Origin of the sequence: Curtobacterium sp. Leaf154 (assembly GCF_001424595.1) — a bacterium.
GTDB lineage: Bacteria > Actinomycetota > Actinomycetes > Actinomycetales > Microbacteriaceae > Curtobacterium > Curtobacterium poinsettiae.
This window is the reverse complement of sequence record NZ_LMOS01000005.1, coordinates 280,189-302,322: the sequence shown is the minus strand read 5'-3', so window position 1 is coordinate 302,322 and position 22,134 is coordinate 280,189. Positions and strand designations below refer to the sequence as shown.

The 22,134-nt window shown below is 63.1% G+C and carries 23 protein-coding genes; 16 read left to right on the top strand and 7 right to left on the bottom strand.

All coding sequences use genetic code 11. The features are described 5' to 3' along the window. Window positions 1-510: 510 nt before the first annotated feature. Window positions 511-1,659: a plasmid recombination protein gene (locus ASF75_RS11595; RefSeq protein WP_056071549.1), complete on the top strand. Its 1,149-nt coding sequence runs from the start codon at window positions 511-513 to the stop codon at window positions 1,657-1,659. Between the two features lie 505 nt (window positions 1,660-2,164). Here the strand turns inward: ASF75_RS11595 and ASF75_RS11590 are convergent. Further along, window positions 2,165-2,737, bottom strand: a complete 573-nt coding sequence (locus tag ASF75_RS11590; RefSeq protein WP_082509696.1) for a GntR family transcriptional regulator — start codon at window positions 2,735-2,737, stop codon at window positions 2,165-2,167. A 302-nt stretch (window positions 2,738-3,039) separates the two neighbouring features. Here ASF75_RS11590 and ASF75_RS11585 point away from each other — a divergent pair, with 302 nt between their 5' ends. Both ASF75_RS11585 and ASF75_RS11580 read left to right on the top strand, forming a co-directional pair. After that, complete coding sequence (locus tag ASF75_RS11585; RefSeq protein ID WP_156463866.1) at window positions 3,040-3,630, top strand: hypothetical protein; 591 nt, start codon at window positions 3,040-3,042, stop codon at window positions 3,628-3,630. A 108-nt stretch (window positions 3,631-3,738) separates the two neighbouring features. Further along, window positions 3,739-4,239 carry a GNAT family N-acetyltransferase gene (locus ASF75_RS11580; RefSeq protein ID WP_056071540.1) on the top strand — a complete coding sequence of 167 codons (501 nt, stop codon included), beginning with the start codon at window positions 3,739-3,741 and terminating at the stop codon, window positions 4,237-4,239. 46 nt (window positions 4,240-4,285) lie between these two features. On the opposite strand, the gene ASF75_RS11575 is transcribed toward ASF75_RS11580, so the two are convergent. Beyond that, window positions 4,286-4,864, bottom strand: a complete 579-nt coding sequence (locus tag ASF75_RS11575) for an NADPH-dependent FMN reductase (protein ID WP_056071537.1) — start codon at window positions 4,862-4,864, stop codon at window positions 4,286-4,288. A gap of 454 nt (window positions 4,865-5,318) precedes the next feature. On the opposite strand from ASF75_RS11575, the gene ASF75_RS11565 reads away from it, so the two are divergent. Next, window positions 5,319-5,663 (top strand): histone-like nucleoid-structuring protein Lsr2, encoded by a 345-nt coding sequence (locus ASF75_RS11565; protein ID WP_056071532.1) that lies wholly within the window; start codon window positions 5,319-5,321, stop codon window positions 5,661-5,663. Between the two features lie 410 nt (window positions 5,664-6,073). Here the strand turns inward: ASF75_RS11565 and ASF75_RS17400 are convergent, their stop codons facing one another. Both ASF75_RS17400 and ASF75_RS11560 read right to left on the bottom strand, forming a co-directional pair. Further along, window positions 6,074-8,347, bottom strand: a complete 2,274-nt coding sequence (locus ASF75_RS17400; protein WP_156463865.1) for a phospholipase A2 — start codon at window positions 8,345-8,347, stop codon at window positions 6,074-6,076. 142 nt (window positions 8,348-8,489) lie between these two features. Next, window positions 8,490-9,080: a recombinase family protein gene (locus ASF75_RS11560; RefSeq protein WP_056071529.1), complete on the bottom strand. Its 591-nt coding sequence runs from the start codon at window positions 9,078-9,080 to the stop codon at window positions 8,490-8,492. Window positions 9,081-9,601: 521 nt separating this feature from the next. Here ASF75_RS11560 and ASF75_RS11555 point away from each other — a divergent pair. The 8 genes from ASF75_RS11555 (at window position 9,602) to ASF75_RS11530 (ending at window position 15,770) form a co-directional block, all read left to right on the top strand. Next, complete coding sequence (locus ASF75_RS11555; RefSeq protein WP_056071527.1) at window positions 9,602-10,645, top strand: beta-propeller fold lactonase family protein; 1,044 nt, start codon at window positions 9,602-9,604, stop codon at window positions 10,643-10,645. Window positions 10,646-10,715: 70 nt separating this feature from the next. Then, a complete protein-coding gene (locus ASF75_RS11550; RefSeq protein WP_235517640.1) occupies window positions 10,716-11,369 on the top strand; it encodes a hypothetical protein in 654 nt (217 codons plus the stop codon). 71 nt (window positions 11,370-11,440) lie between these two features. Beyond that, complete coding sequence (locus ASF75_RS11545) at window positions 11,441-12,664, top strand: MFS transporter (protein WP_162243021.1); 1,224 nt, start codon at window positions 11,441-11,443, stop codon at window positions 12,662-12,664. Continuing rightward, window positions 12,657-13,808, top strand: a complete 1,152-nt coding sequence (locus tag ASF75_RS17395) for a winged helix-turn-helix domain-containing protein (RefSeq protein ID WP_082509689.1) — start codon at window positions 12,657-12,659, stop codon at window positions 13,806-13,808. Before ASF75_RS11545 ends, ASF75_RS17395 begins: the two co-directional genes overlap by 8 nt. Beyond that, complete coding sequence (locus tag ASF75_RS11535; RefSeq protein WP_056071514.1) at window positions 13,805-14,248, top strand: hypothetical protein; 444 nt, start codon at window positions 13,805-13,807, stop codon at window positions 14,246-14,248. The genes ASF75_RS17395 and ASF75_RS11535 overlap by 4 nt, the downstream gene beginning before the upstream one ends. Beyond that, on the top strand, window positions 14,241-14,831 hold the full coding sequence (locus ASF75_RS17390; protein ID WP_082509687.1) for a thiamine pyrophosphate-dependent enzyme: 591 nt from the start codon (window positions 14,241-14,243) through the stop codon (window positions 14,829-14,831). The genes ASF75_RS11535 and ASF75_RS17390 overlap by 8 nt, the downstream gene beginning before the upstream one ends. 4 nt (window positions 14,832-14,835) lie before the next feature. Continuing rightward, entirely contained in the window at window positions 14,836-15,294 is a 459-nt protein-coding gene (locus tag ASF75_RS17385) for a VOC family protein (RefSeq protein ID WP_082509686.1), read from the top strand. 119 nt (window positions 15,295-15,413) lie between these two features. Further along, window positions 15,414-15,770 (top strand): DUF4870 domain-containing protein, encoded by a 357-nt coding sequence (locus ASF75_RS11530; RefSeq protein WP_056071512.1) that lies wholly within the window; start codon window positions 15,414-15,416, stop codon window positions 15,768-15,770. Between the two features lie 101 nt (window positions 15,771-15,871). Here the strand turns inward: ASF75_RS11530 and ASF75_RS11525 are convergent, their stop codons facing one another. Beyond that, on the bottom strand, window positions 15,872-16,360 hold the full coding sequence (locus ASF75_RS11525; protein WP_056071509.1) for a hypothetical protein: 489 nt from the start codon (window positions 16,358-16,360) through the stop codon (window positions 15,872-15,874). 715 nt (window positions 16,361-17,075) lie between these two features. Between ASF75_RS11525 and ASF75_RS11520 the strand changes: the two genes are divergently transcribed. The 3 genes from ASF75_RS11520 (at window position 17,076) to ASF75_RS17380 (ending at window position 20,207) form a co-directional block, all read left to right on the top strand. Further along, window positions 17,076-17,681 (top strand): GNAT family N-acetyltransferase, encoded by a 606-nt coding sequence (locus ASF75_RS11520; RefSeq protein ID WP_056071506.1) that lies wholly within the window; start codon window positions 17,076-17,078, stop codon window positions 17,679-17,681. A gap of 125 nt (window positions 17,682-17,806) precedes the next feature. Then, entirely contained in the window at window positions 17,807-18,151 is a 345-nt protein-coding gene (locus ASF75_RS11515) for a histone-like nucleoid-structuring protein Lsr2 (protein ID WP_056071503.1), read from the top strand. A gap of 313 nt (window positions 18,152-18,464) precedes the next feature. Beyond that, window positions 18,465-20,207 (top strand): DUF6119 family protein, encoded by a 1,743-nt coding sequence (locus ASF75_RS17380; RefSeq protein WP_082509684.1) that lies wholly within the window; start codon window positions 18,465-18,467, stop codon window positions 20,205-20,207. Between the two features lie 374 nt (window positions 20,208-20,581). Here the strand turns inward: ASF75_RS17380 and ASF75_RS11505 are convergent, their stop codons facing one another. Both ASF75_RS11505 and ASF75_RS17895 read right to left on the bottom strand, forming a co-directional pair. Continuing rightward, window positions 20,582-20,788: a helix-turn-helix transcriptional regulator gene (locus tag ASF75_RS11505; RefSeq protein ID WP_031259068.1), complete on the bottom strand. Its 207-nt coding sequence runs from the start codon at window positions 20,786-20,788 to the stop codon at window positions 20,582-20,584. 1 nt (window position 20,789) lies between these two features. Then, entirely contained in the window at window positions 20,790-21,059 is a 270-nt protein-coding gene (locus tag ASF75_RS17895; RefSeq protein ID WP_235517638.1) for a hypothetical protein, read from the bottom strand. A gap of 514 nt (window positions 21,060-21,573) precedes the next feature. On the opposite strand from ASF75_RS17895, the gene ASF75_RS11495 reads away from it, so the two are divergent. Next, window positions 21,574-22,023, top strand: a complete 450-nt coding sequence (locus ASF75_RS11495) for a hypothetical protein (RefSeq protein WP_056071494.1) — start codon at window positions 21,574-21,576, stop codon at window positions 22,021-22,023. Window positions 22,024-22,134 lie beyond the last annotated feature (111 nt).

The window sequence follows — 22,134 nt, the reverse complement described above, 5'->3', positions numbered from 1 at the left end:
GCCCCTCGACCTCGAGACGACGCTCATCGATGGCGTCGACGCTGCGCGCGGGGTGCGCCGCACCGGATGTGTACGCAGAGAAAGCGGCTCCGACACCGTTGCCGCGCGGTCACCTCGCGAGGTGCCAGGGTGCGCTCTCAGCGCTTGCGCTCTCCCGGCGAAGGCTGTGCCTTCGCGTGGCCGTCGAACAGCCGCGAAGCGTGCGACGGCTACGTGCCCGAGGAGCGACCAGCGAGCCGGGTCCGTAGCGCAGCCTCAGGGCTGCTCTCGACGCGCTCTGCGCGTCGGCGTCCCGCAGGGCCCCAAGGACTTTGGCGAGCGGAGCGACGCCAAAGTGTATGGGGCTACACCTTCTTCTGCCGCGAAGGAGACCGCCACCCTCCCGAAGGCGCACTGGGGTGGTGGTCGGAGTCGCGGCAGAAGAAGCCCCTCGGGAGAGTCGCCGAAGGCATCGAGGGGTGCGACGACGAAGTCGGTGCATCCCTCGATCAACGTCGAGGGTGGCGAAGCATGAGCTACACGATGACGTTCGACGCGTCCCACAAGGTGGGGCGCGGAGGGCACGCGCAGCGTTTCTTCCGCCACATTGCGCGAGAGGCTGATCAGCAGGCCGGCTTCCACTTTCCGCAGGCGAACAAGAACATCGTGCCGGAACGGACGCAGAACAACCGCACGCTCATCAACGACGGGGGTGGAGGATTCCGCCAGCTCGTGTCGATCGACGGTAGGCCGCCGTCTCACGAGTTCCACACCTACCTCGGCAGCCGTCTCGCAACCGTCAAGCGCCCGCTCCGAAAGGACGCCGTCCTCGTCCGCGGCCTTATCCTGCAGCTCGACCCGAAGTGGTTCGACGAGTTCAACCCGACGTGGCGCACGCATGGCCCCAACAAGGCGGCCGTCGACTACATGAGTGCCTCGTTCGACTGGGCGATTGACGAGTTCGGGCTGGAGAATGTGCTGGGGTTCTCGCTGCACCTGGACGAGTACAGCCCGCAACTGCAGGTACTCATCACGCCCGTCACGCCTGACGGGCGCCTGTCCCAGAAGGACTACTTCAGGGGCCCGAGCGACCTCCGCCGCCAGCACAAGGGCCTCCGCGAGCACATGGCGGCGGCCGGCTACGACGTGGAGGCGCGTATCACTGAGCGATCACGCGAGCACCTCAGTAGCAGCGAGTTCCAGGCAAAGGCCGACCGGTTGCGCGACGCAGCCGCAGACGCCGAAGCAGAGAAGGCCGCCTACGAGGCGATGCTCGTCGGGCTCAAGAACCGATCGAAGAACCTCGATCAGCGAGAAGCGAGCATCGGCACCCGTGAGACGGAACTCGCCGATGCCCTTCAGCAGGCTCATCTCGTCCGCGACCGTGCTGAAGCGGCCCGCCGCGCCGCTGCAGCGGTCCAGGTGGCCGCACAGCGTGCGCGAGAGGAAGCAGAACAGGAGCGCGAGCAACTGCGCGCCACCAACGAGCGGCTGCTGCACGTACCTCCGGAGTTCGAGACCTGGCTTGACAGGAGAACGAGCAATGGTGAGCCGCTGCGCGTCTTGTACCAGGCAGATATGGCTCGGAGGCGTGCCTCTCGCGCGGAGGTGCAGCGACTGATGGACGGCGACTCCAGGCAGCCGCGCGGCAGGAGTTCAGAGGCCACCTTTGACCAGTAGCCGGTCACGCTCTGGTCATTTGCCGGTCACCAATGAACGTTCCTGAGCAGGTGGGCGGCGAGAGGTCATCTGTTGCCCACTTTTGACCGGATCAAGGCCAGGATTTGGTCAGTTCTTAGTCACTCGACTCTCCACGCATCTGCGATGAAAAGTGAGGCCCAGCTGGCCAGCAAATGGTCCAACGTGACCGTACGCTGGCCATCCCAAGGTCACACTCGCGCTGATCGCACCTCCGCACTCAGAGGTCGCCCGCGCCACCGGACCTGATGTCCGCAGGGGCATTACACCCGGACGCGTTGTGCGGTGGAACTGGCGACGTCGAGACCAGAGGGCGCTGCTGAAGCTGTGGCCGGTGTGGAGCGGTTCCGGCCCATCCGGCGAGCGGACCCCGTGAAGGCGGCCTACACGCGTGAGACCCCTGCGCGTGACCGTAGCCCTGGAACACGACGGCGCCGGAAACAGTCCGCGATACGCCGCGCGCGGCCTCGGCGCCCGACGTCGGCGTTCAGATCTTCGCGAGCGCGCCAGTCGTTGCAGCTGCCGCGTCCCAGTCGATGTTCGCGTCAGGGGCGGGGGCGTGGAACTTCACCCGGCCACGCACCGCGGCCTCGGTCGCCGTGTAGAGCGTGTTGTCGAACCCGGCGATGAGCGCAGCGACAGCGTCCTGCAGCCCCCGGTACGCGTCGACGTCGTGCGCGTCGACGCCGGCAGTGACCTTGCTCGCAGCAGCGGCCGCGGTCTTCCGCGCATCAGCGGTCGCTTCGCCGGCGTGGTCGATCGCCCACGCGTGCAGCGCGGCGAGGAGCATGGCTGCTTGGTCGTGTGCCGGCCCGGAGAGGCTAGCGACCCGGGTGTACCGGTTCGCAGCCATCTCGACGAGACCTTCGGACTCGAGCCGGGCGATCGCTTCCCGCACCGGAGTTCGAGAGACACCGAGCCAGCTCGTGAGCTCCTCATCGTTCAACCGCTCCCCCGCCTCGAGCGTGCCATTCTCGATCGCCTCGAGCATCTGCTCGTAGACAACATCACGGAGAAGACGGCGAGGACCCTGGCTGGTCGGAGACTTCGGAACAGGCATGCCGGTACTGCATCCCGGATATCAGTCCGGCGTGGCTGGGAGCGGGAAACGAATGTCTAGCTGATGAACCCAGTCGCCCACGCGACGATCACACCAACGCTGGCGAACACCGCCACCAGGCCTCCGATGATCGCGGCGAGCTGCTGGTCCTTGTTCATCCCCATGCTCGGAGCATACGAGATCCGACCACTCGAGCTCCCGCTTCTACACGACTGGGGCTTGCGATTTCATGGCCGGTGATGCGATGCCGGCTTCTCCCGACCTGCACACCGTGCCGTCACGAAGAGTGAAGAATGACGCACATGGATGCGGGACTGTGGGGTCAGGTTGTCATCGCCGGCGTTGCTGTGGTCGGGTCGATCCTCGGGTACATGCTCTCGGGGTTCAACGATGCGCGGCGCGACCGTCGCACGACGCTCCGAGAGCGCGCAGCACGTCATGACGAACGGGACGCGGAAGACCGGCGAGAACGGCACGCGTTCCAGCGCGCAACGCTGCTCAAGCTACAAGACGCCATCCAGCTCATGGCAAGACTTACTGGCCGCACGATGCACTTCGATCACATGCAAGCTCGAGACGGCAAGTACACACAGCTACCCCATCAGTACGGCGAGGAGATGCATGCGAATGGAGTCGATGTCATCCGCCTCCGGAACCGGCTCCTTGACGAGGATCTCCGTCGATCGATCGTGTCGTTCGAATCGCAGTGCGACTATGTGTCGACACTTCCGCCGCGGCCCAAGACCAGACGCCCAGAGGAAGCGGATGCTGTTGCTTTCGAGCAGATGCGCACTTTCGGAGACCAGGTCTCCCTCGTGATGGACGCCGTCGGAGAAGCGCTGCGCGCCAACCTCCGCGCCTCACCTACGGCTGAGCCTGACACCGCGTCATAGACGCCAGCGAAACTAGCACTTCGAGCGCACCCTGAAGCTAAGTGGAGAGCTCAATTCCATATGCCGCGGCCGGCCCGATAGTCGATCTGCTGCCGATACGGTGCTGAGATGCTTCCCGCTCCCACCACGCGGCTCCGATTCCGCGAGATGAACCCGGCAGACCTCGACGACATGGCCGACCTGCTCGGAGACCCACAGGTCATGGAGTTCTACACCGAGCCGAAGAACCGTGACGATGCCGCGCGATGGATCGCGTGGAACCAGGACAACTACGCCACGCACGGCTTCGGGCTCTGGATCATCGAGACGCACGCTGGGCAGTTCGTGGGTGACTGCGGACTGACCTGGCAGAACGTCAACGGGGTCCCGATGCTCGAAGTCGGCTACCACGTGCGCGCCGCGCTCCACGGGCAGGGCTACGCGACCGAGGCAGCGGCTGCCTGTCGGGATTTCGCTCGTGCTGAGCTCGACGCGGCCGAACTCGTCGCGATCATCCACCCCGACAACACTGCCTCCGAGAGGGTCGCGCAGAAAATTGGGATGACCCGACGCGCGGATGATCACGGCGGCCCCATCGCCGTCCGTACGGTGCTCGGCATGACGCTGTGAACGTGTCTCGATAGCCGATCGGCTACCGGACACGGGCTTGTCTGGCTCACACCTCCCAGTCCGACCGGTAGATTCTGCCCCGGAGCAGACTCGCGAGCTCAGCGTGCACCGTCATGGTCTTGCTCAGGCGGGCTGCCCGCTCCTCACTGAGCGCGTCTGCTTCCCAGTCCCGCTCCGAGAAGTACGCCGTGTACGGGTTCACCACGCACTTGAAGTCCAACATCAGCGACTGCGCGAGGGCGCCGGTCGCCATGTAACTGTGCGGCAGCCCAGCAGCGCAAACGAAGGTAACGACCTTGTCAAACCAAGCCGCGCGACGTCTGCCGCCGGTCGCGCCTGTGGCCTCGATGAGCGATTTGACGGTGGACGACGGAGCCCAGTTGTAGACCGGGAACGCCAGCACCACCCCATCAGCCTCACGAATGAGATTGTGAAGCGCGCCGAACGCATCACTGTCGAACACCCGGTCATTGTCGAAAGCCGGCAACGCGAACGTTGCGAGATCAACGACATCGGACCGGTGTCCAATCGCGGTGAGGAGGGCTGCCGATTGCTCGGCGAGCCGGCGGCTGGAGCTGACGGGGTCGAGGCTGCATGAAATGACGGGCAGACGCAAGGAGACCATCCGGTCACGGTAGCGAGTGAGTCGTAGCCCGAACTGGCACGATCTCGCCCGCTTGATTGAGCTGAACGGGACGCGAAGCGCGTCTCGATAGCCGCTGGGTGACCAATGCGCACGAGGGCGCACCTCTTCCCCGGCTGAGTCCCCCTAGATACCGTGATCACATGGCGTTGCTCCCCCATCCATCCTCGCCCTGGCGCTGCAAGATCGTCGCGCCGATTCCCCGATAGAGACGGATGAGCTCTGTGCTCACGCGGCGCTGGGCCGTGAACCGGGCAACGCGCCCTTGCTGCTTCAGCTCAGCAAGAGCAGCGGCATACCCGGATGCGGCTGGCGAGGGTTCCGACATCATCGCCCATTCTGCCCGACTAGACGATCGGAAGAAGAAGAAACGCAGCGGTCTACGGGATCAGCTGTGCCAGGGTGGAGATGACCCTCGAGCGAAAGGCGACCTCCCATGGCGCAGAAAGTTACCACGCACCTCGTTGACGACCTCACCGGCGAGACCATCGAAGACGGCAAGGGCCGCACCATCACGTTCGGCTTCGACGGCGCGCATTACGAAATCGACCTCACCGATGACAACGCCGAAGCGCTCCGCGAAGCGTTCTCCGATTACATCGCCGCCGCACGTAAGGTCACCAGCCGCGCTGGCCGCAGCAGTGCCGGCAGCGCGCCGAAGCGCGGGAACTCGGAAGAGCTCGCCAAGATCCGCGAATGGGCAAACGCGAACGGCCACGAGGTCTCCTCCCGCGGCCGCATCAGCCAGACCGTCCGCGACGCGTACGACGCCGCACACTAACGCCCCTCCCCAGCAAAAGCAGCCGGCCACCCTTAAGGGTAGCCGGCTGCTTTCGCTGATGCCGATACGGCACTCTTACGTCAGATCGACAACCAAAGGCACCGACGGAATCAATCCCTCGCGTACCTGACGTTGCTAAGTGGAGGCGTTAATCGAGCAATGTTACCGAGACTGAGGCGCTGATTGACGCCCGCGCATGCTCGCAGCGGAAGCGAGAACGAGCGCAACGGCAGCCACCACGATACCAAGTCCACCAGCAACCAAACAAACGAACACGATTGCCGCAAGCCCAATATTGGCTCCCCCGTCGGTAGGGCCCCAATTCGTGACCCACACGAACACAGCAACTCCAAGGAAACCAAACGCTAGCAAGCTAGTACTTGCTACGTGCAGAATTTTGACGATCTCTCTCATGCCTTGCTTCCCTTCCCCTTATAGAAACTCTTGCCTAGGCGGCGCACTGCCTCGTAGTACAGCTGGGTTACGGCGATGCACGAAGCGCGTGATACGGTCTTCGGCTTGTACGCCTTCTGACAAGCCGCGATGAGGTTAGAACCGAAAGCCAGGTCGCACTGCTTGCGGGGGGTCTTCGATGTCGAGAAATAGCAGCGGTCGTGCGTGTTGCAAGCTGGCGTGAAGTTGGCCTTGAACCAGTGATCCGGTGACAGTGTACAGCCGTTGACGGTGTCCTTGGACGCAGAGAACACCCCTCCGTTCGGATCAGAAGCGGTCGACGAAGCGTCGGTAATGGCATCAGGGTCCGGGTTGACGTCTGCTTCTGAATCGGTGGGTGTTGACGTCGTAGCTTCACCTTCCGCGGCGACACGGAAGCGCCACGTCGGAGTGCTGATTTCAGTGCTTCCAGTCCACGAAGAAGCTGCTCGAATCGCAACGCTCCAGGCGTAATCATGTGCACGAAGCAGTGCCGATGTTTCCGGCGCGAATGACTCATCACTCCAATCACCTGAGCTCACCTCCAGACCAGTGGTGACATCGGTCAGAGTGAACTTGTATTGGCTGTCAGACGGAAAAAGTCCAAGGTCAACAGCGACCGGCGCAAGGACGACTTCCGGGTCTGTCACGGAACCATCGGGCACGGTCGGAGTGATCGACGCTTTAGTCCAGTCACCCAGGCCGAACGCGTACTCGGTGGAGCGGGACTCGCCTGCGTCACTGAACGCCGCAGCCCGAATAGTAACCGCGCCAGAGATCGGGGGGACTGGAACATTGAGGGTGGTGGGCCCAGCTTCGTAGAGCATGGCTTCGCCGATGGGCATTCCGTTGGCAGTCACACCGAGGGACTGGCCCGATTCTGTTGCTGCGGGAGCCGTAATTGTGCAGACAACGGGGTCCTCTGCAGAATGCTGAGCTGTTCCCCACGAACCTGCAGCAGCTCCGTTGTCACAGGTAACAGTCGGGCTCGCGGGGTCCGCGTACCAACCCTGCACATCAATGAGGTAATGCGTGGGGTTGGCGACATTGTTGAGGCTGATCTTGCCGTTGGCACCAAGGGGTACGGTCACGGTGTTGGTGCGAATCTCGTCATTGCGGAAATTGATGGATGTGATGTCCGGCTTCGCGGTTCCGTCCGCCCAGACCGTGGCTCGGCCTTCGCCGCCCCCGTGGTACGCAGTGAGAGTGAGGACGACCGCATTGATGCCGGATCCGACGATCGGAACGCCGGCCCTGCCTGCAATCTGAATGGAGCGGGTCTCGTTCTTCGCGAGGATTGTATTCCCGCTTGCGGTGGAGTTGTACACGCGGCCGATGCCGGGGGTGAAGATCGCACCGGCGGTGCCAGCGGCGGTGAAGTAGCCCTGCAGATCGACTGCGAGATTCGCACTGCCCGATGGGTTTGCGATCGTCATCTTCCCTGACGGGGAGAGCTGCACCTGGGCCTGGATCGACGTGTTCGCCATCGGGGTGTAATGAAGGGAGTTCTTCGGGATGGTGCCACCAGTGGGGTAGGCGGTCAGGTATCCGTCGGAAGTGGTGGTGCTGATGGGTAGCAGGTTAATGACCGCGGCGGACGCGTTTGCGGGCACGCCGTTGGTGCCGGCAACCTGCACGTCGATGCTGCTGCCAGGCTTCAGAATCGCCTTTGGCGCGCCAAGTCCGCTTCGTGTGTCGACGATTCGCTTCCCTGCAACCGGCACGAACCCGCCCGCAGCAGTTCCGTCCTCGTTACTGGTGTAGTAGCCCTGGACGTCAAGGACGAGCCGCGAGGCGGTCTCGGTCGCGACCTGGATCGTGCCGTCGGAGTTCACGGCGACGATCGCCGAGTTCGAGACGTACTCGCCAGCGTTGTCGTTGTAGACCAGCATCATCGTCCGCGACGTGTCCGCGTTCGGCCGACCAAACAGGGTGCCATTGTCAGCCGACCCGCTAACGGTGGCGTTCAGCGAGACCGCCCCGACGGAGCCATCATCCGGGATGCCGGCAAGTCCGGCGATCTTGATCGTCCGGTACTTGCTCGGTTCCATCGGCGTGCTGTAGCCGCCAATGCCGTTCTTCGTGTCCAAAACACGGGCAGTTGCTGGCACGAACACGCCGCCGGTTCCGGTGTCGCTGATCGCCTGCGCCGGTGTGGCGACGAGAAGTGATCCAACAAGTGCAAGCGCGCCGAGTGTGGCAGCAGCAAGGCTGCGGCCTCTCGTGCGCGGAGTGTGCAGCAAAGTGCGCACGAGACCCCCTGGTTAGGATGACAGCACCGTGCTGTCAACCCTCAAAGCTTAGGGGTCAGGGAATCCTAAGTATCAGCCCCCGGATGGGGTACACGGCCGTCATCGTTCTTCCTCTACGGCTCACCTCGTTATCTGGGCCGCATTAGTACGTCCTGCCGCGCACCGCGACCGGCTCGCTCTCACGTCGAAGCGCTCGGTATACCGTTGTCCGGCTGACACCGAGCACATCCCCAATCTGCGCCACCGTCATGTCCTGCTGCTCGTATAGCCGGCGAGCAGTCCGCACCTGATCCGTCGACAGCTTTAGAGGCCGTCCGCCAGTTCGCCCACGAGCCCGCGCGGCCACGAGCCCGGCATGGGTTCGCTCCTTGATGAGATCTCGTTCGAACTCGGCAAGCGCGGCAAAGACATGGAAGACGAGCCGCCCTCCGGAGGAGGTCGTGTCGATCGTCTCCTGCAGCGACCGGAACCCGACACCCCGCTCCCCCAGTGCATGTAGCTGGTCGATCAGATGCCGAATGGATCGACCAAGCCGATCAAGCCGCCACACTACGAGCGTGTCGCCGGGCCGCAACTGATCCAGAAGCTTCGCAAGCTCCGGCCGATGCTCGAGTGAACCGGACATGGTGTCGACCCACACGCGGTAGCAGCCGGCAGCCTTCAACGCGTCGAGTTGCAATGACGCATCCTGGTCGGTCGTCGACACTCGCGCGTACCCAAGAAGCTCACCCATGAGAAGAATGTAGCGGAACTCAACCGACCGCGTTGGAAACGCTACATAGATTCGGGCACTGTGTTTCTCTACAAGACACGCCGAAGTTCGAGGGCGCGAAGAGCACGGGTCACTCGGTGTGCCACAAACGAACCGTTAGTGAGATTCGAGCGTCATCGTCCTACTGGAGCGTCATCGTCCTACTGGTCGACCTGACCGCGCCCCTCGCCCATGGGAACCATGGCCGTAGCCAAGCTCGTTCGCGCCGCGCAGCGAACACGGGCCTTAACGGCATATCGGTGGACGCGCGTTGAGTGTGGTTGCGGCTCCCGAGGTTTCGAGGTAGACAGGTCGGTAGGGGCATCTCGATTATCCAAGGGGGCGGGCGAGACCCGGGCAAGGTAAAGATCAAGCCGGACCGGCGTCGAGAATGAGCCAAATGAGAAAGGCTGATTTTGCTATGCCTTGCGCTCCAAGCCTAGAAGCTGAGGAAATGGGTCTAGTCTTGACGCGGGTCAAGTCGCTCCGCTAGAAAGAGCCGTATGACAAACATGCAGATTTTCTCCACGGACACGGATGATGGCGTTGTTTCGGTGGTTTCGAAGACCGGTACCGGCGAGCACCGACTTATCGAGCAGATTCGCGTTGGAAACGCACCGCGAGGTGGCGTGAAGTTCACGAAGAATGGTCGGGGTTTCGTGTGCAACACAAGCCAGAACACGCTTTCGGAGATCGATGCGGTCGCGCTTCGGGAGGCGCGTCGAATCGAGGTCGGCTTCGGCCCGCGCGGGCTGGCGCTCTACCCTGGTGACCACCACGCACTGGTGAGCAACTCCGGGTCCGACACCCTTTCCATCGTCGACCTGGACCTCAACGTGCAGGTGGCTGAGATCCCGATGGGGCGCGACCCTCGACACATGGCAATCTCGCCCGACGGGCGTTTCGCGTACGTCTGCATCTGGGGCGGCGGATTCGTCAGCAAGCTTGATGTCAGCGGGCTCGCGAATGGGGACATCGCGTCCGTTCGTGAAATCGCGCGAATCGACATTGACAGGACGGCACACCCCTACAGCCTCAACTTCGATCCAGCAGGGAAGCAGGTGTTCGTCGCGAACACGCAGGCCACCTACGGCACCGTCATCGACGTTGAGACGGACACGTCCGACAAGATCGAATTCGGTGAGATCGGCGGACGCGCAGTTGCGTTCACCCCGGACGGTAAGCTTGCGCTGTTCACGCTTGAAGCGGTCAACCGTGTCTACGTCGTGGACGTGGCCACGCACGAGGTGCTTCGCTACATTGCGGTCGGACCCGGCCCGCGAGGCCTGACTGTTGACGCGAAGGACGAGACGATCTACGTCACGAATTTCAAGCGCGGCACGGTCATGGCAACCGGTGGACCCGACTTTGCTGCGAACAGCCTCACCGCCGTTGACCTCAAGTCCGCGCCGCTGACGCGCCAGGAGGGCGAGTTCGCCTACGAAGAGGTGATGGTCGGCTACGGCCCGTGCAGTGTCGTCACCTTCGACCTCGACACGCTTCCCGCAGAGGAGCGGTCGCGCCGCCTCGAGGACGTCCGCGCGTAGCACTAGTCCACCGTCCCGCCGCCCCGGGCTGATCGCCCGGGGCGGCACCACGAGATCAGAAGCGACACCGTTGGTCACCCTTAAGTTCGAACGACTGCACCCCTGGGCTCTGACGCCCGAAAAGCCGAGTCTCGACGTGCGCGCACTGCGAGAGGAGCGCGACCTGTATGCCGAGCATTTCAAGCACAAGCGCATTGCGAGGCTCGAAGCGGACTGTCCTCCCTACCGGATGGGCTTCGAACTCGGGTGGGAGGTGCGATCGCCGGTCTCCATCCGAATGCGGCCCCTCGATGATGCAGACCTCGGGCTCCAAGACGGAGAGGACATCGGCAGTGTCGGACGTCGGTATGGACGCACCGAAGCGTGGGACCGCGACGACGGGTGGGTGACCACGTCCGGCGGGTCATGGATGCAGATGTACGACTATCGGACGGCCAGTGGCTGGGAGGCCATGTTCCTTCCGAACGGCCAGGGAACGATCGAGTGGCACCTCGGCTGGACAGTCGATGTCCCGAAGGGCTATTTCCTCGCGACCCTGCCCATCGGGGCAACGGGCATCGACGTTCCCCTCGGCGTGATCAGCGATCGCGCCAACCAGAGCATGCTTCAGAACGGCTTCAGCCTCGCCTTCGCGCCCACCTCGGACGTTGTCATACGCCGAGGCACGCCGGTGGCGCGGATCGTCCTGCTCCACGCAGATTCCCTCCAAGCGTCGGCAGCCTAGCCATGCGATCCGATCTCCTAGTACGTGCTGTGCGTGCTCCCGGAGTGGCACCTCTACTCGGAGCTGCTGCGATGGCACGAATCGCGGCCGCCGCGACCCCGCTTGCGCTACTTGTGGCCCTCGCACAGCCATACGGGTTCGCGACGGCTGCGATTGTCGATGGTGTCTACACGATTCTCCTGGCGGTGCTCGGACCCTTCCGTGGCCGTCTCGTCGACCGATTCGGGGCGCGGCGCGCGCTCGTGCCGATGGCAGTGATCGCATCCGTGGCTCTGGGGCTCGTCGCCGTTTCGGTCACCGTCGTCCTTCCGTGGCAGCTCACGCTGGTGTTCGTGGTACTCGCCGGAGCGGCGGCACCCCCGATCAGCGCAGCGCTCCGCGTGGAGTGGTCAGAAGTGGTGGGCGGCGACGCCGATTTGACTCGTGTCGCGCACTCACTCGACTCGCTGCTCGAGGAGACTGCGTTCATCGTCGGACCCCTCTTGGCGGGCTTGGGCCTAGCGACGATGGGCGGGGCCGCGTCCTACTCGGTCGCGGCCGGCCTCACCATCGCGTCGACGATCTTGTACTTGTTGCTGTACGCCATCCGCTCTCGTCACGCTGCGCCTATGTCGACCGAGCAGGCTCCATCGACTGACGAGTCGCCGACCAGCGAACCCCGTGGTCCCATTCTTCGCATCTTCGGGGCCCTGTCGTCCGTGTCCGTCCTCCGGATCCTGGCACCGCTTGCCGCAATGGGATTCGTCTTCGGCGGTATCGATGTCTATGCGCCCGCATACGCGACACACCTCGGAGCCGTCGGACTGTCCGGCGTCATCCTCGCGATGGTCAGCGTTGGCGGCGTCATCGGAGGCGTCTGGTATTCGATGGCGGCGTGGGACAAACCGCTCTGGCAAAAGTACATCGCGCTCACGTTCGGCTTTGGAACGCCCATCCTCGGGCTCGTGCTCGCCAGCAACGTTTGGGTAATGTGCGTGCTCCTCGCACTGGCGGGCCTGGCCGTGACGCCCTTGTACATCAACGCCTACCTCCTCGTCGACTCCGACGTGCCACGACCATTACGGCACGAAGCGAACCTCTGGCTCGGTGCGAGCACGGATCTCGCCAACGGCGCATCAGCGATCCTCGTCGGGTTGTTGGTCAGCAGCGCGCTCTGGTTCGAAGCCCGCGCGTCCATCAGCGCGCTAACACTCGTGTGCCTGACGCTCCTCACCCTGCTGTTCGCGAAGAGTGGAAGGACGGTATCCCGAAGTCCCGACCAGCCCGCACCAGTAGCAGGTAGGTCCGATGCCTGAGTCACTCTCGACGGTCGAAGTTCGACGCCTAGCGATCGGAGCCGCCGGGCTCAATGACGCCACACGCTCCTTCGCTGCCGCCATCGCGAGGCTCCGGATCGTACAGCTCGACGCCATCAAGGTCACAGCGCGCGCTCACGAGATGGCGCTGTCTGTCCGAGTCCCCGGAACGACGGCGGACGACGTCGGTAGATGGCTCTGGAGTCAGGCGCTGCCAGTTGCTTTTGAGTACTGGGCGCATGCAGCATCGCTCGTCCCGATCGAGGACTGGCCGCTCTGGTCCTATCGACGAGACACGATCAAAGCCGCCAAGCTCGACTGGGCTCCCGTTCCAAAACTCCGAGCCCGCATCCTCGACCAACTGGAAGCGGAGGGCCCGCAAGGAACCCGCCAGCTTCGCAAGGGCGAGGCTCCTAGCGCCGGCTGGGGATGGGGACCACTCAAACAAGCGGTCGAGCACATGGTGTGGACCGGCGAAATCATCTGCGCCCGACGAGACGGCTGGGAACGGGTCTTCGACCTCCCCACGCGAGTTCTGCCGCAACGTCTCCTAGACCGGAAGCTAGACCCGGGAGAAGGGCGCCGGACGCTCGTCCGAAACGCACTATCCGCGCTCGGTGTAGCGACGACGAAAGACGTGGCTGACTACCTCAGGATGCCGGAGAACGAGGCGGCCTCCACGCTCTCGGAGCTTGCCACCGAGCGATGCGTCGTCGATGGATGGGCGGACGCCGCATGGATCGCGCCCGACGCGTTCGCTTCGGCAGCCCAACCCCTTACGCGCCCTATCGTCTTGAGTCCTTTCGATAATTTGATCTGGCACCGTCCGCGCGTGCAGCGCCTGTTCGGCTTCGCCCAGACCTTCGAGGCGTACAAGCCTGCCGCGGCCCGGAAATACGGCTACTACGCCTGCCCGATCCTGGCCAACGACCAATTGATCGCGCGTGTAGATGCGAAAGTCGAAGAGCGGAATTTGGTCGTCAAGAAGCTTGTAATCGAACCTGGCCGAGAATCCAGACACGCCGACGCGATCGAAGCAGCCATCGCATCGCTCGCCGAGTCCGTAGGAGCTGAAGGAGTCGCTCCTGCCGCTACCGTCGGGCGTCTTGTCGGAAGCCAAACCGAAACGACGCGGTCGACGTGACGGCGTTCGACAGCTATGTCTACGTTCCCTGCTCCATCCTCATGGGCCTACCGCTCCGGTTCGACGCGACCGAGTCCTTCATCGCCTCGCGTGAAGACGAAGCCATGGCGATTGCATCGGGCCTCCTAGTCGCGGGAAGGTCGCCGCTCCTGATGATGCAGAACTCCGGGTTTGCGAACGCCCTCAACACCCTTGGTTCCCTCGTCATCGCCTACGGCCTTCCCCTGCCGATACTCGTCACACTTCGAGGGGGCCCGGACGACCCCAATCCGACGCAGCAGCCCGTCGGTCAGGCGACCCCGAACATCTTCCGAGCGTTCGGACTCAGGGCGCACACGCTGAATCACGGCTCAGTCCTCGCGCAGGCCGAGGCCCTCAGTGCCAAACATCGCGACCAGCAGGCCCCGCTCGTCATGACGTACAGGCCGCCGCATGCTTGAGACAGGCGCGGTGCTCGCTGCCCTTCGAAGCGCTGAACCTCGTGCAGTCCTCGTCACGCAGCTCGGCAACACCTCTGGGCTCCTGGCGCGAATAAGTCCCGATCAACGCAACTTCTACCTCCTCGGAGCAATGGGGAATGTTATCCCCTTCGCACTCGGCATCGCCGCTGGCGTGGCAGCTCCCGTCATCGCCATCGAGGGCGACGGCGGCGCCTTGATGGGGCTGGGCTCCCTCGCCACCGCAGCACGATATGCGCCCGAGAACCTCAAAATCCTCATTCTCGACAACGAGGCGTACGACTCGACGGGCGGCCAGCCATCCGCTACCGCTAGCGGCGTCGATCTAGCCGGCGTTGCAGCTAGCTGCGGATCGATGCCTGTCGCATCGTTCGACGAAGGGCCTGCAGACGCCCTCGTCGAATTCACACTGACATCGGGGTTTCGGGTAGCTGTGGCAAAGACGACGCGATCTCGCTCCCTTTCCCCGTCCCCTTCGCTGGATCCGCACGAGATCGTCGTTCGTGTCAGAGCCTCGATCCAATCGGACGAGTCCGCGACGCACACCCCGAGGCTGCGAAGATGAACCCGTGGGTGGACTGCATCACGTCGAGCTCTGGACCGACGATCAAGAACTGGACGAGCGACGCTGGGATTGGCTTCTCACGACGCTCGGCTGGTCCCACGGAGACGTGTGGGAGCGGGGACGTTCGTGGGCGCTCGGCTCCACTTACCTGGTTCTGACTACCGCGCCCTTGGTGAAGCAAGGACATCACGATCGTCGCCGCGCTGGTTTAAATCACCTGGCCTTCCACGCGGGCACAGATGCGGAGTTGGAACGACTCGTCGTCGAAGCACCCAACAACGGTTGGCAGCTTCTATACGAAGACCGTTACCCCGGGCCCAACGACAACGGCTCGCTCGCTGCCTACCTCTCCACTGAAACTGGATGGAAGGTGGAGATAGTCGTCGGCGAGAGCACGGCAAGGAACGATCGAGACGAGAACGCCGGCCGGCAGCCAGTCGGTGGCAAGAATCATGCAAATTAGCGTGATTAGTCACAACCGAGACCTCTCCCACTCCCCCGCACGAAGACCACCACGAGCCGAACCGACGACCAACGCCCCCACCCGGCGCGTACGGAAACCCCAGCACGGGCGAGCAGGGAGTGGCCTCAGGCGGAGGTCAGGGCGCGCCGTTGCGCCCGGAGGACGAAAAGCTCTGGGCAACCCTGATCCACATCGGTGGGATCTTCTTCGGATTCGTACCAGCTCTCATCGGCTATCTCCTCCTCCGCGAGCGGGGAACCGTCATCAAGGAGAACACACGCGTCGTGCTGAACTTCCAGCTGACGATGGCGATCGGCTACGTCATAGGGGTCATCCTGTCAGTGGTCACCATCGGACTGCTCATCGGACTTGCCGTCTGGGTAGTCACCATCATTTTCTCGATCATGGCCGCCCTCAGCGCGAACCAGGGCGGCAGCTACAAGTACCCGCTCTCGATCGAGTTCGTGAAGCACTAGACATGGGGGCGGCTGCCAGATCACTCTTGATCTCCGATCTGGCAGCCGCCGATTCCCCCTGCCCGTCCCGATAGCCGATCGGCTACCGAGACGGGTCGAGCTCAAAAGTTGGGGTGCCGGACGATGAGCACACCGCCGGTGACAAGTACCGCGACACCCAACCAACCCAGAGTGGTCGCCGCCAGCCAAGTGCCGTCGTGGAGCGGCTCCATGTGCGCGGGGCAGACGGTGGTTGTCGCGTCGCCGTACAGGTGCGGCCGCTGGTAGCAGGGTCCGCCGCTGACTTGCTGCTGGTGGTGTGCGGCAGTGTTCACTCCGACGAGTACGAGGACAACGCCGGCGACGATCAGCAGCACACCAGTCATCGCTCCGTTGCGCCGACGAGTGTCCATCAACTGCCTCTGGGCTCGCTCAACCCTTCGTTTCCGCCGGTGCTGCCACTGGAGGTACTCACCCTGAAGCTCCGCGTCGTCACCGAGCAGCCTGTCTACCCGGCCCTGCCACGGGTCGCCCTCCCGGTACCCAAGACGTCGCCGGCCCGCGGCTGTGGCGAATTCGGAACGGAACGTCTCGTGTGTCATCTCCCCCACCGCTGCAGCGTAGCGGGACACCGCCAGTTGAAGAATCGGCAACCGACAAGGCGCGGCACACGGATTCACGCAGATGCAGAGCGTTCAGCGAAAGTCGTAGTCCTCGTCCATGCCGCTCGAGAGCCAGATGTCCTCCGCATCCGAGGGACTGAGCGCCTCGGACAAAGGCGTGTCATCGCCAACGAGATGATCGTTGCCGATCATGCATCGACACTGTTCAGACGTGTCGTCGTCCTCGTTGACCTTCTGATGTGCCGGTCCCGTGGGCATCGACCTACGTCCCCTCGGTTATGTTGACCACAAATTGAAGACTAGTCAGTTCGAGAGGGTCGCGCGACGAAACTTCTAAGCGGATACCGGCCCCGTGCTCGATCGCTGGGGTCATGTGAGAGTCCGGTAGCCGTTCGGCTGCCGCACGGCCCGGCGCCAGTGTCGATGACCTTGGAAGTCCGCGGACGCTGGTGTCGCAGCTGACCCGCCCGGTGAGGTGCCCGGCTGTGGAGCGCTACGCGAGACTCAGCGAGCATGGTCGACCAGGTCATCAGACACGGCAGCATCCTCAACCGCGCCCCGGACTTCGCTGCAGAGCCGAAGTAGCCCGTCGAGCTGGCGGCCAAGGGCCGAGCAGCGCCGCGTGGCCGCTCCTGGGATCATCGAAAAACCTGCAAGAGCCGAAGCGACCCACGTTCAAGCACGTCAGCCGTAGCGTGAACCCGTGGACGAGATCCAATCTGACAGCTACCCGTTACACCCAGCCTTCGACCCTGAACTCGCAGCGTGGCGCACATCGATTGAGGACCTCCCCTCTGCGGAGTTCACGATCCGGCGCGCGACAGCAGGTTCGTTGGACGCTCGCCGGCTGCAGTACATGCAGGTCGAATGCGAACCGATCATCCCCCAATCAGAGTCCGAAAACGACAAAACGATCGCCGGACAGTTGGTGTTCTTCGCGATGATCGGCGCGACACAGGTCGGGTTTTGCGAGTCGACGACCGGCACCGCGGCATCGGATCCGGTGTTCATCCAGGCCGTGGGGGTCGTGAGAGCCGCACGGGGCCGCGGCATCGGTCTTGCACTGATGCGCACCGTCGCGGAGCAGGCCCCGCACCGCAACATCGCCCTTGCCACACAGAATGACAATCTGGCAGCGCGACGCATGAACGCGCGCTTCGCAGCGTCGATCGGCGCTGAGCTTCGACGAGTGAATCTCGGCACGTTCAAGGACGCGAACCTCGGGATCAGACGAGGCCTCGGCTACCGATCCTGGACGATCGAGCGGCCTCATCCAACTGCCGACAGCACGACAACGCGCATGGAATAGGCGCACGGCCGAGCGACTCTGTCCGCGGCGCACCCGAACCAAACTTCGCCCTGAGTCTGCAAAGACGTGCGCCCGACGAGATATCTGACACAGTAGAGGCAACTCCCAATCGAAAGGTAAATTCCATGGCGCAGAAAGTCACCACTCAACTGGTCGATGACCTCACCGGCGACACCATTGAGGAAGGCAAGGGTCGCACCGTGTCCTTCTCCTTCGACGGCAGCCACTACGAAATCGATCTCACCGACGACAACGCAGACGCGGTCCGCGAAGCGTTCTCCGACTACGTCGCCGCTGCCCGCAAGGTCACGGGCCGATCCGGCCGCGCTACTGCCGGCAGCGCGCCGAAGCGGGGTAACTCGGAAGAGCTCGCGAAGATCCGCGAATGGGCCAGCGCGAACGGCCACGAGGTCTCTTCCCGTGGCCGCATCAGCCAGGCTGTCCGCGATGCGTACGACGCCGCGCACTGAAGCCACTCCCCCACGAAACAGCCGGCCACCCCACGGGGTGGCCGGCTGTTCTCATGTACGCCGATACGGCGCTCTTATGTCAGCCGCACAACTCAGATCCCTTGGCGTGAGACCGCGCACGTGGTCGCAGTAGCTCACTTCAGTTACGCGGCGAGGGAGTATGCCCGATGCACTGAACCCGGCGACACGTAGCGAGGCGCTAGTTCGCGCTGCGAAACCCCGCTGATGACCGAGATCCGCTCTCCCAGACCGAGAAGCGCTTCCAAATGAGGGACCTTCATGCTGTACTTGAGGAACCCGAACGGAGACGCAGATGCCCCGGAAGCCCGCTCAAGAGGCTCGCACCACTATCTACCGCACCACAGCCCTAACAACCTTGGATGAGGCAATTCAGGAGAAATATCGGGACAGTGGTGGTTTCGCAAGCACACCCGTTGCAGTTGGAGGACGCAACTGCCTGTTGGTCACCGGCTCCACACCCCGCAAAACAGCGAGCTGGGGTCCGCTTCTGAGCAATATCAGCGGGGTGGAGGTCGACCTCGACAATACGGTTGCTGGCGCCGTGCTCATCATCCCGACGGAAGATGGGTCCTCCGTCCCGGCTGCCACTGTGAAGTCCAAGACGGTGCGCTTTGAGGAGGAAACCGAAGACTATCAAGAGATAACGGACCAACAACTAACTCCCGGGGAAAACGCCGTCAGCATGATCGACGCATGGGTGCTTACTTATGGTTTAGGGTTCCAGCTCTTGGACCAAGCGCGGGTGGACCCCGGTTTCGGCCAGCGCGTCGCTATTCGTAGCGCGCGTCCAAACGACCTCAACTCCATCTCGAGAGTCACCTTAGACGCTCGCTCGCGCGTCGAAAGATTGTCGGTTCCCGCGGGCGTTCATCTCAGAGGCCTAGGCGGTGGAGATCTCGGTGAGATCGTTACGCGCCTGGTTGCGTCCGCTTCGATTCCTGGCTTGAGCGGACCCGAAGAGGTCAAAGTCCGCGGGGCAGATTCATTGAGTCTCCCTCTCGCGCGAGACCCAAAGCTTCTTGTGGCGGACTTGGATGCTGTCTCCGAAGTTCTGGAGCAAGATCCGGTGAATGCCGACTTGGCCCTCCTGGAGCAACTCGTGCGAGTCAAAGACGAAGAGCTGGTGTCACGTCTCGACGAACTGCTCATTGAGGCAGTCAGGGACGGCGACAGTCCATTGCTCGCTAGCGCTTGGCCTCACGAGCGCGTGGACGACGTCATCTCACCGAATGCCTACAAGATTTTGGGGGATGGTAGAACCGATGTCCAGGACGGAGTACCCGATCTCAACTCCCTTCTGGGTCCCGTTCGGTCTGAAGCCGAGCCTGATCAGCTAAGCAAGCTCGACAGGATGGGCGTGATTCTCTTCCGGGACGAGGCGGGGGAAGATGCCTGCTCGCCAAGAATTCCGCTGCGCAAGTGGCTATCTTTCCAGGTAGACGACACCGGTCGGAGATACTGCCTACACGATGGCCGTTGGTTCCTTATCGAGAAGACGTACGCAGACCATGTGCGCGAGCAGACCGAATCCATTTTTGCCCGCGATCACGGCCTTGCAGTCCTTCCTCCCTGGCCAGCGGGCAAAGCTGAGGATGAATACAATAAGATTCTTGCCGATCACCTTGACGGGATTGTGCTCGACAGGAAACTGTTGCGAAGCGACTTCCATCGCTATGGGATAGAGGCATGTGACGTCCTGCTGAAGGACAATACTTTCGTGCACGTCAAACTGATCGAAAGCTCTGCACCAGCAAGCCACCTCATCGCCCAGGCACTGGTGTCCGTCGAGACACTGACGTATGACCAAGAGGCTCAGGCTGCGTTCCGGGAACGTGTTGACGTTGCGGGCTGGGATGGGGAGATGTACTCAGGGAAGCCCAAGCGGGTGGTCCTAGTGCTGGCACGTGTGGGTAAAAGCATTGATGCGGCGTCTCTTTTCACATTCACTCAAGTGAATCTCTGGCGGCAAGTCAGCCAACTCGGGTCGCAAGGCGTGGAGGTATTTGTCGCATCGGTGGAGAAGGAAAAGGAGTAGCCATACTCCTCACGTGGAGGTACACGTTCGGGCATCCCATCAGCGACGTTGCTATGGGGTATACCCCACCGCCACATCGCATAGAGACTCTGGTCCCGTGGTTCTGGGGTGCCGTGTCCGCGATGTGCGACAGGTGTGCACGGAGGTCTAGAGGTGATGCCGCACATGACGCAGCCGGCTGCCTGCATCCGCACGGCCGCGAGCTCGACCAGGTCGAGGCCCGGGGCGATGACGCGCACGGAAGTACGGTAGGGCAACGATCCCGACGACCACGAAACTGATCTTCCCGATCACGGTTGTGATGCGCATACGCCTGGCCCTATCGGCCGGGCTAACGTCGCCTCGTTCGCCGGTCGTCCGGCGAGATGTCCTCGTCAAGCCTGGCCGTTCTGTTCGGGAAAGAACAGGTCCTCGATCGGCAGTCCGAACACCGACGCGAGACGAAACGCCAAGGGCAGCGAGGGGTCAAACCTGCCTCTCTCGATTGAGATGACCGTCTGCCGCGAGACACCGAGCTCGTCCGCGAGCCGCTGCTGCGACCATTCGAGAGACTTGCGCGTGTCCGCGATGATGTTCCGCACCTCACCCCTTCCGACGAAGGACCTGGTAGCGGAGTGAGAAGCTGAGGAATGACGCGGCGACCACCCCGAGGAGCGCCAGCCGTGCATCGATCACCTCACCTCCGGGGATCAGGGTGAGGACCAGAGCGCTAACGGAGGCGACGAAGATGACGTCGGTCTGCGCGCCCGCGGCAGCACGTGCGTACCAACGCGCTTCGATTGACTCCTCCGACCGTTCGGCCGCTCCCTGCAGCGTCGACCGGTCAACGACCAGGACCCACACGAGCATCACGACCGGCATCGCCAGGCAGACCGCCTACGCTGCGACACCCAGCAACGACACTGGCTCGGCCAGTCCGCTCCACACGCCGGCAACCCCCAGAGCGACGCCCGCCAGCAACCCGCTGGGGATGGCTACTGCCATCGCTGCCAATCGGCCCGACCCGAACTTCACACGCCCCCACTTGGTGCGTTCGGTGCTGTCGCTCATTCCCAACTCCCCTACGTACAGTCCGCTTTACATGTCAAGGAGACTGTACACCGACCGTTCGCGAGCGGATAGCATCCGGGGACTGCTTTGAACCATTCGCATCCCTGACGTCGGTCCAAGCCGACCGCGTCACAGGCCGCCGTGCGGCCAAGTAGCGCAACAGCCTGTTGCAGAATCCGCTCGTCCGGCCAGGCCGTCTGCCACGCCGCAGGCTGACGTCACTCACGACGAAATCAGCCGGCAACACTTCCTCGGCAACGCTTGATGTAGCCAGCACGATCTGCCAGGTTGAGTGCACGTTTCAAAGGAGATACGTATGCAGTACAAAATCGTCCTCGCGCTGAGCGCTTTGACTGTCGTCGGGTTTGCCGCCGTCTCAGGAGTCCAAGCTGCGCCAGCACAAGCGCTGACCACCATCAATCCAGCTTGTCTGTCTGTGCCGAAGACTTCGACAGAGACAGATGGCGTCCCGGGTCCGATCTTCTACAAGCGTCTGCAGTGCCTGGGCAGCATGGCTGGCTACTACGGCTACCACGGACCGATCGATGGGGTGATGGGGCCAAACTCCTGGCGAGGAGTTTCGGAGCAACTCGCCAAGGGCGGCTACTACCAGTCAGGCGACCTGGCAACTTCGGAGAGTCGCGAGGTCGTGAAGGCGTTGCAGCGCTGGGCTGCGGACCATCAGCAGTACGGCGGACTCATCGACGGCAAGTGGGGTCCGAACAGCTACCGCGGAGGGGCCTGGGCCCTGAACCGAGCCTTCTGACGCCGCTGCGCACAGGAGCTGAGGAACACGCCGCAGCAGTGAGCGGAGCCCCGAACAGCAAGGCGCAAGATCGGCCGCTCCGCTCACTGCTGTGGACTGCTCACTGACGCC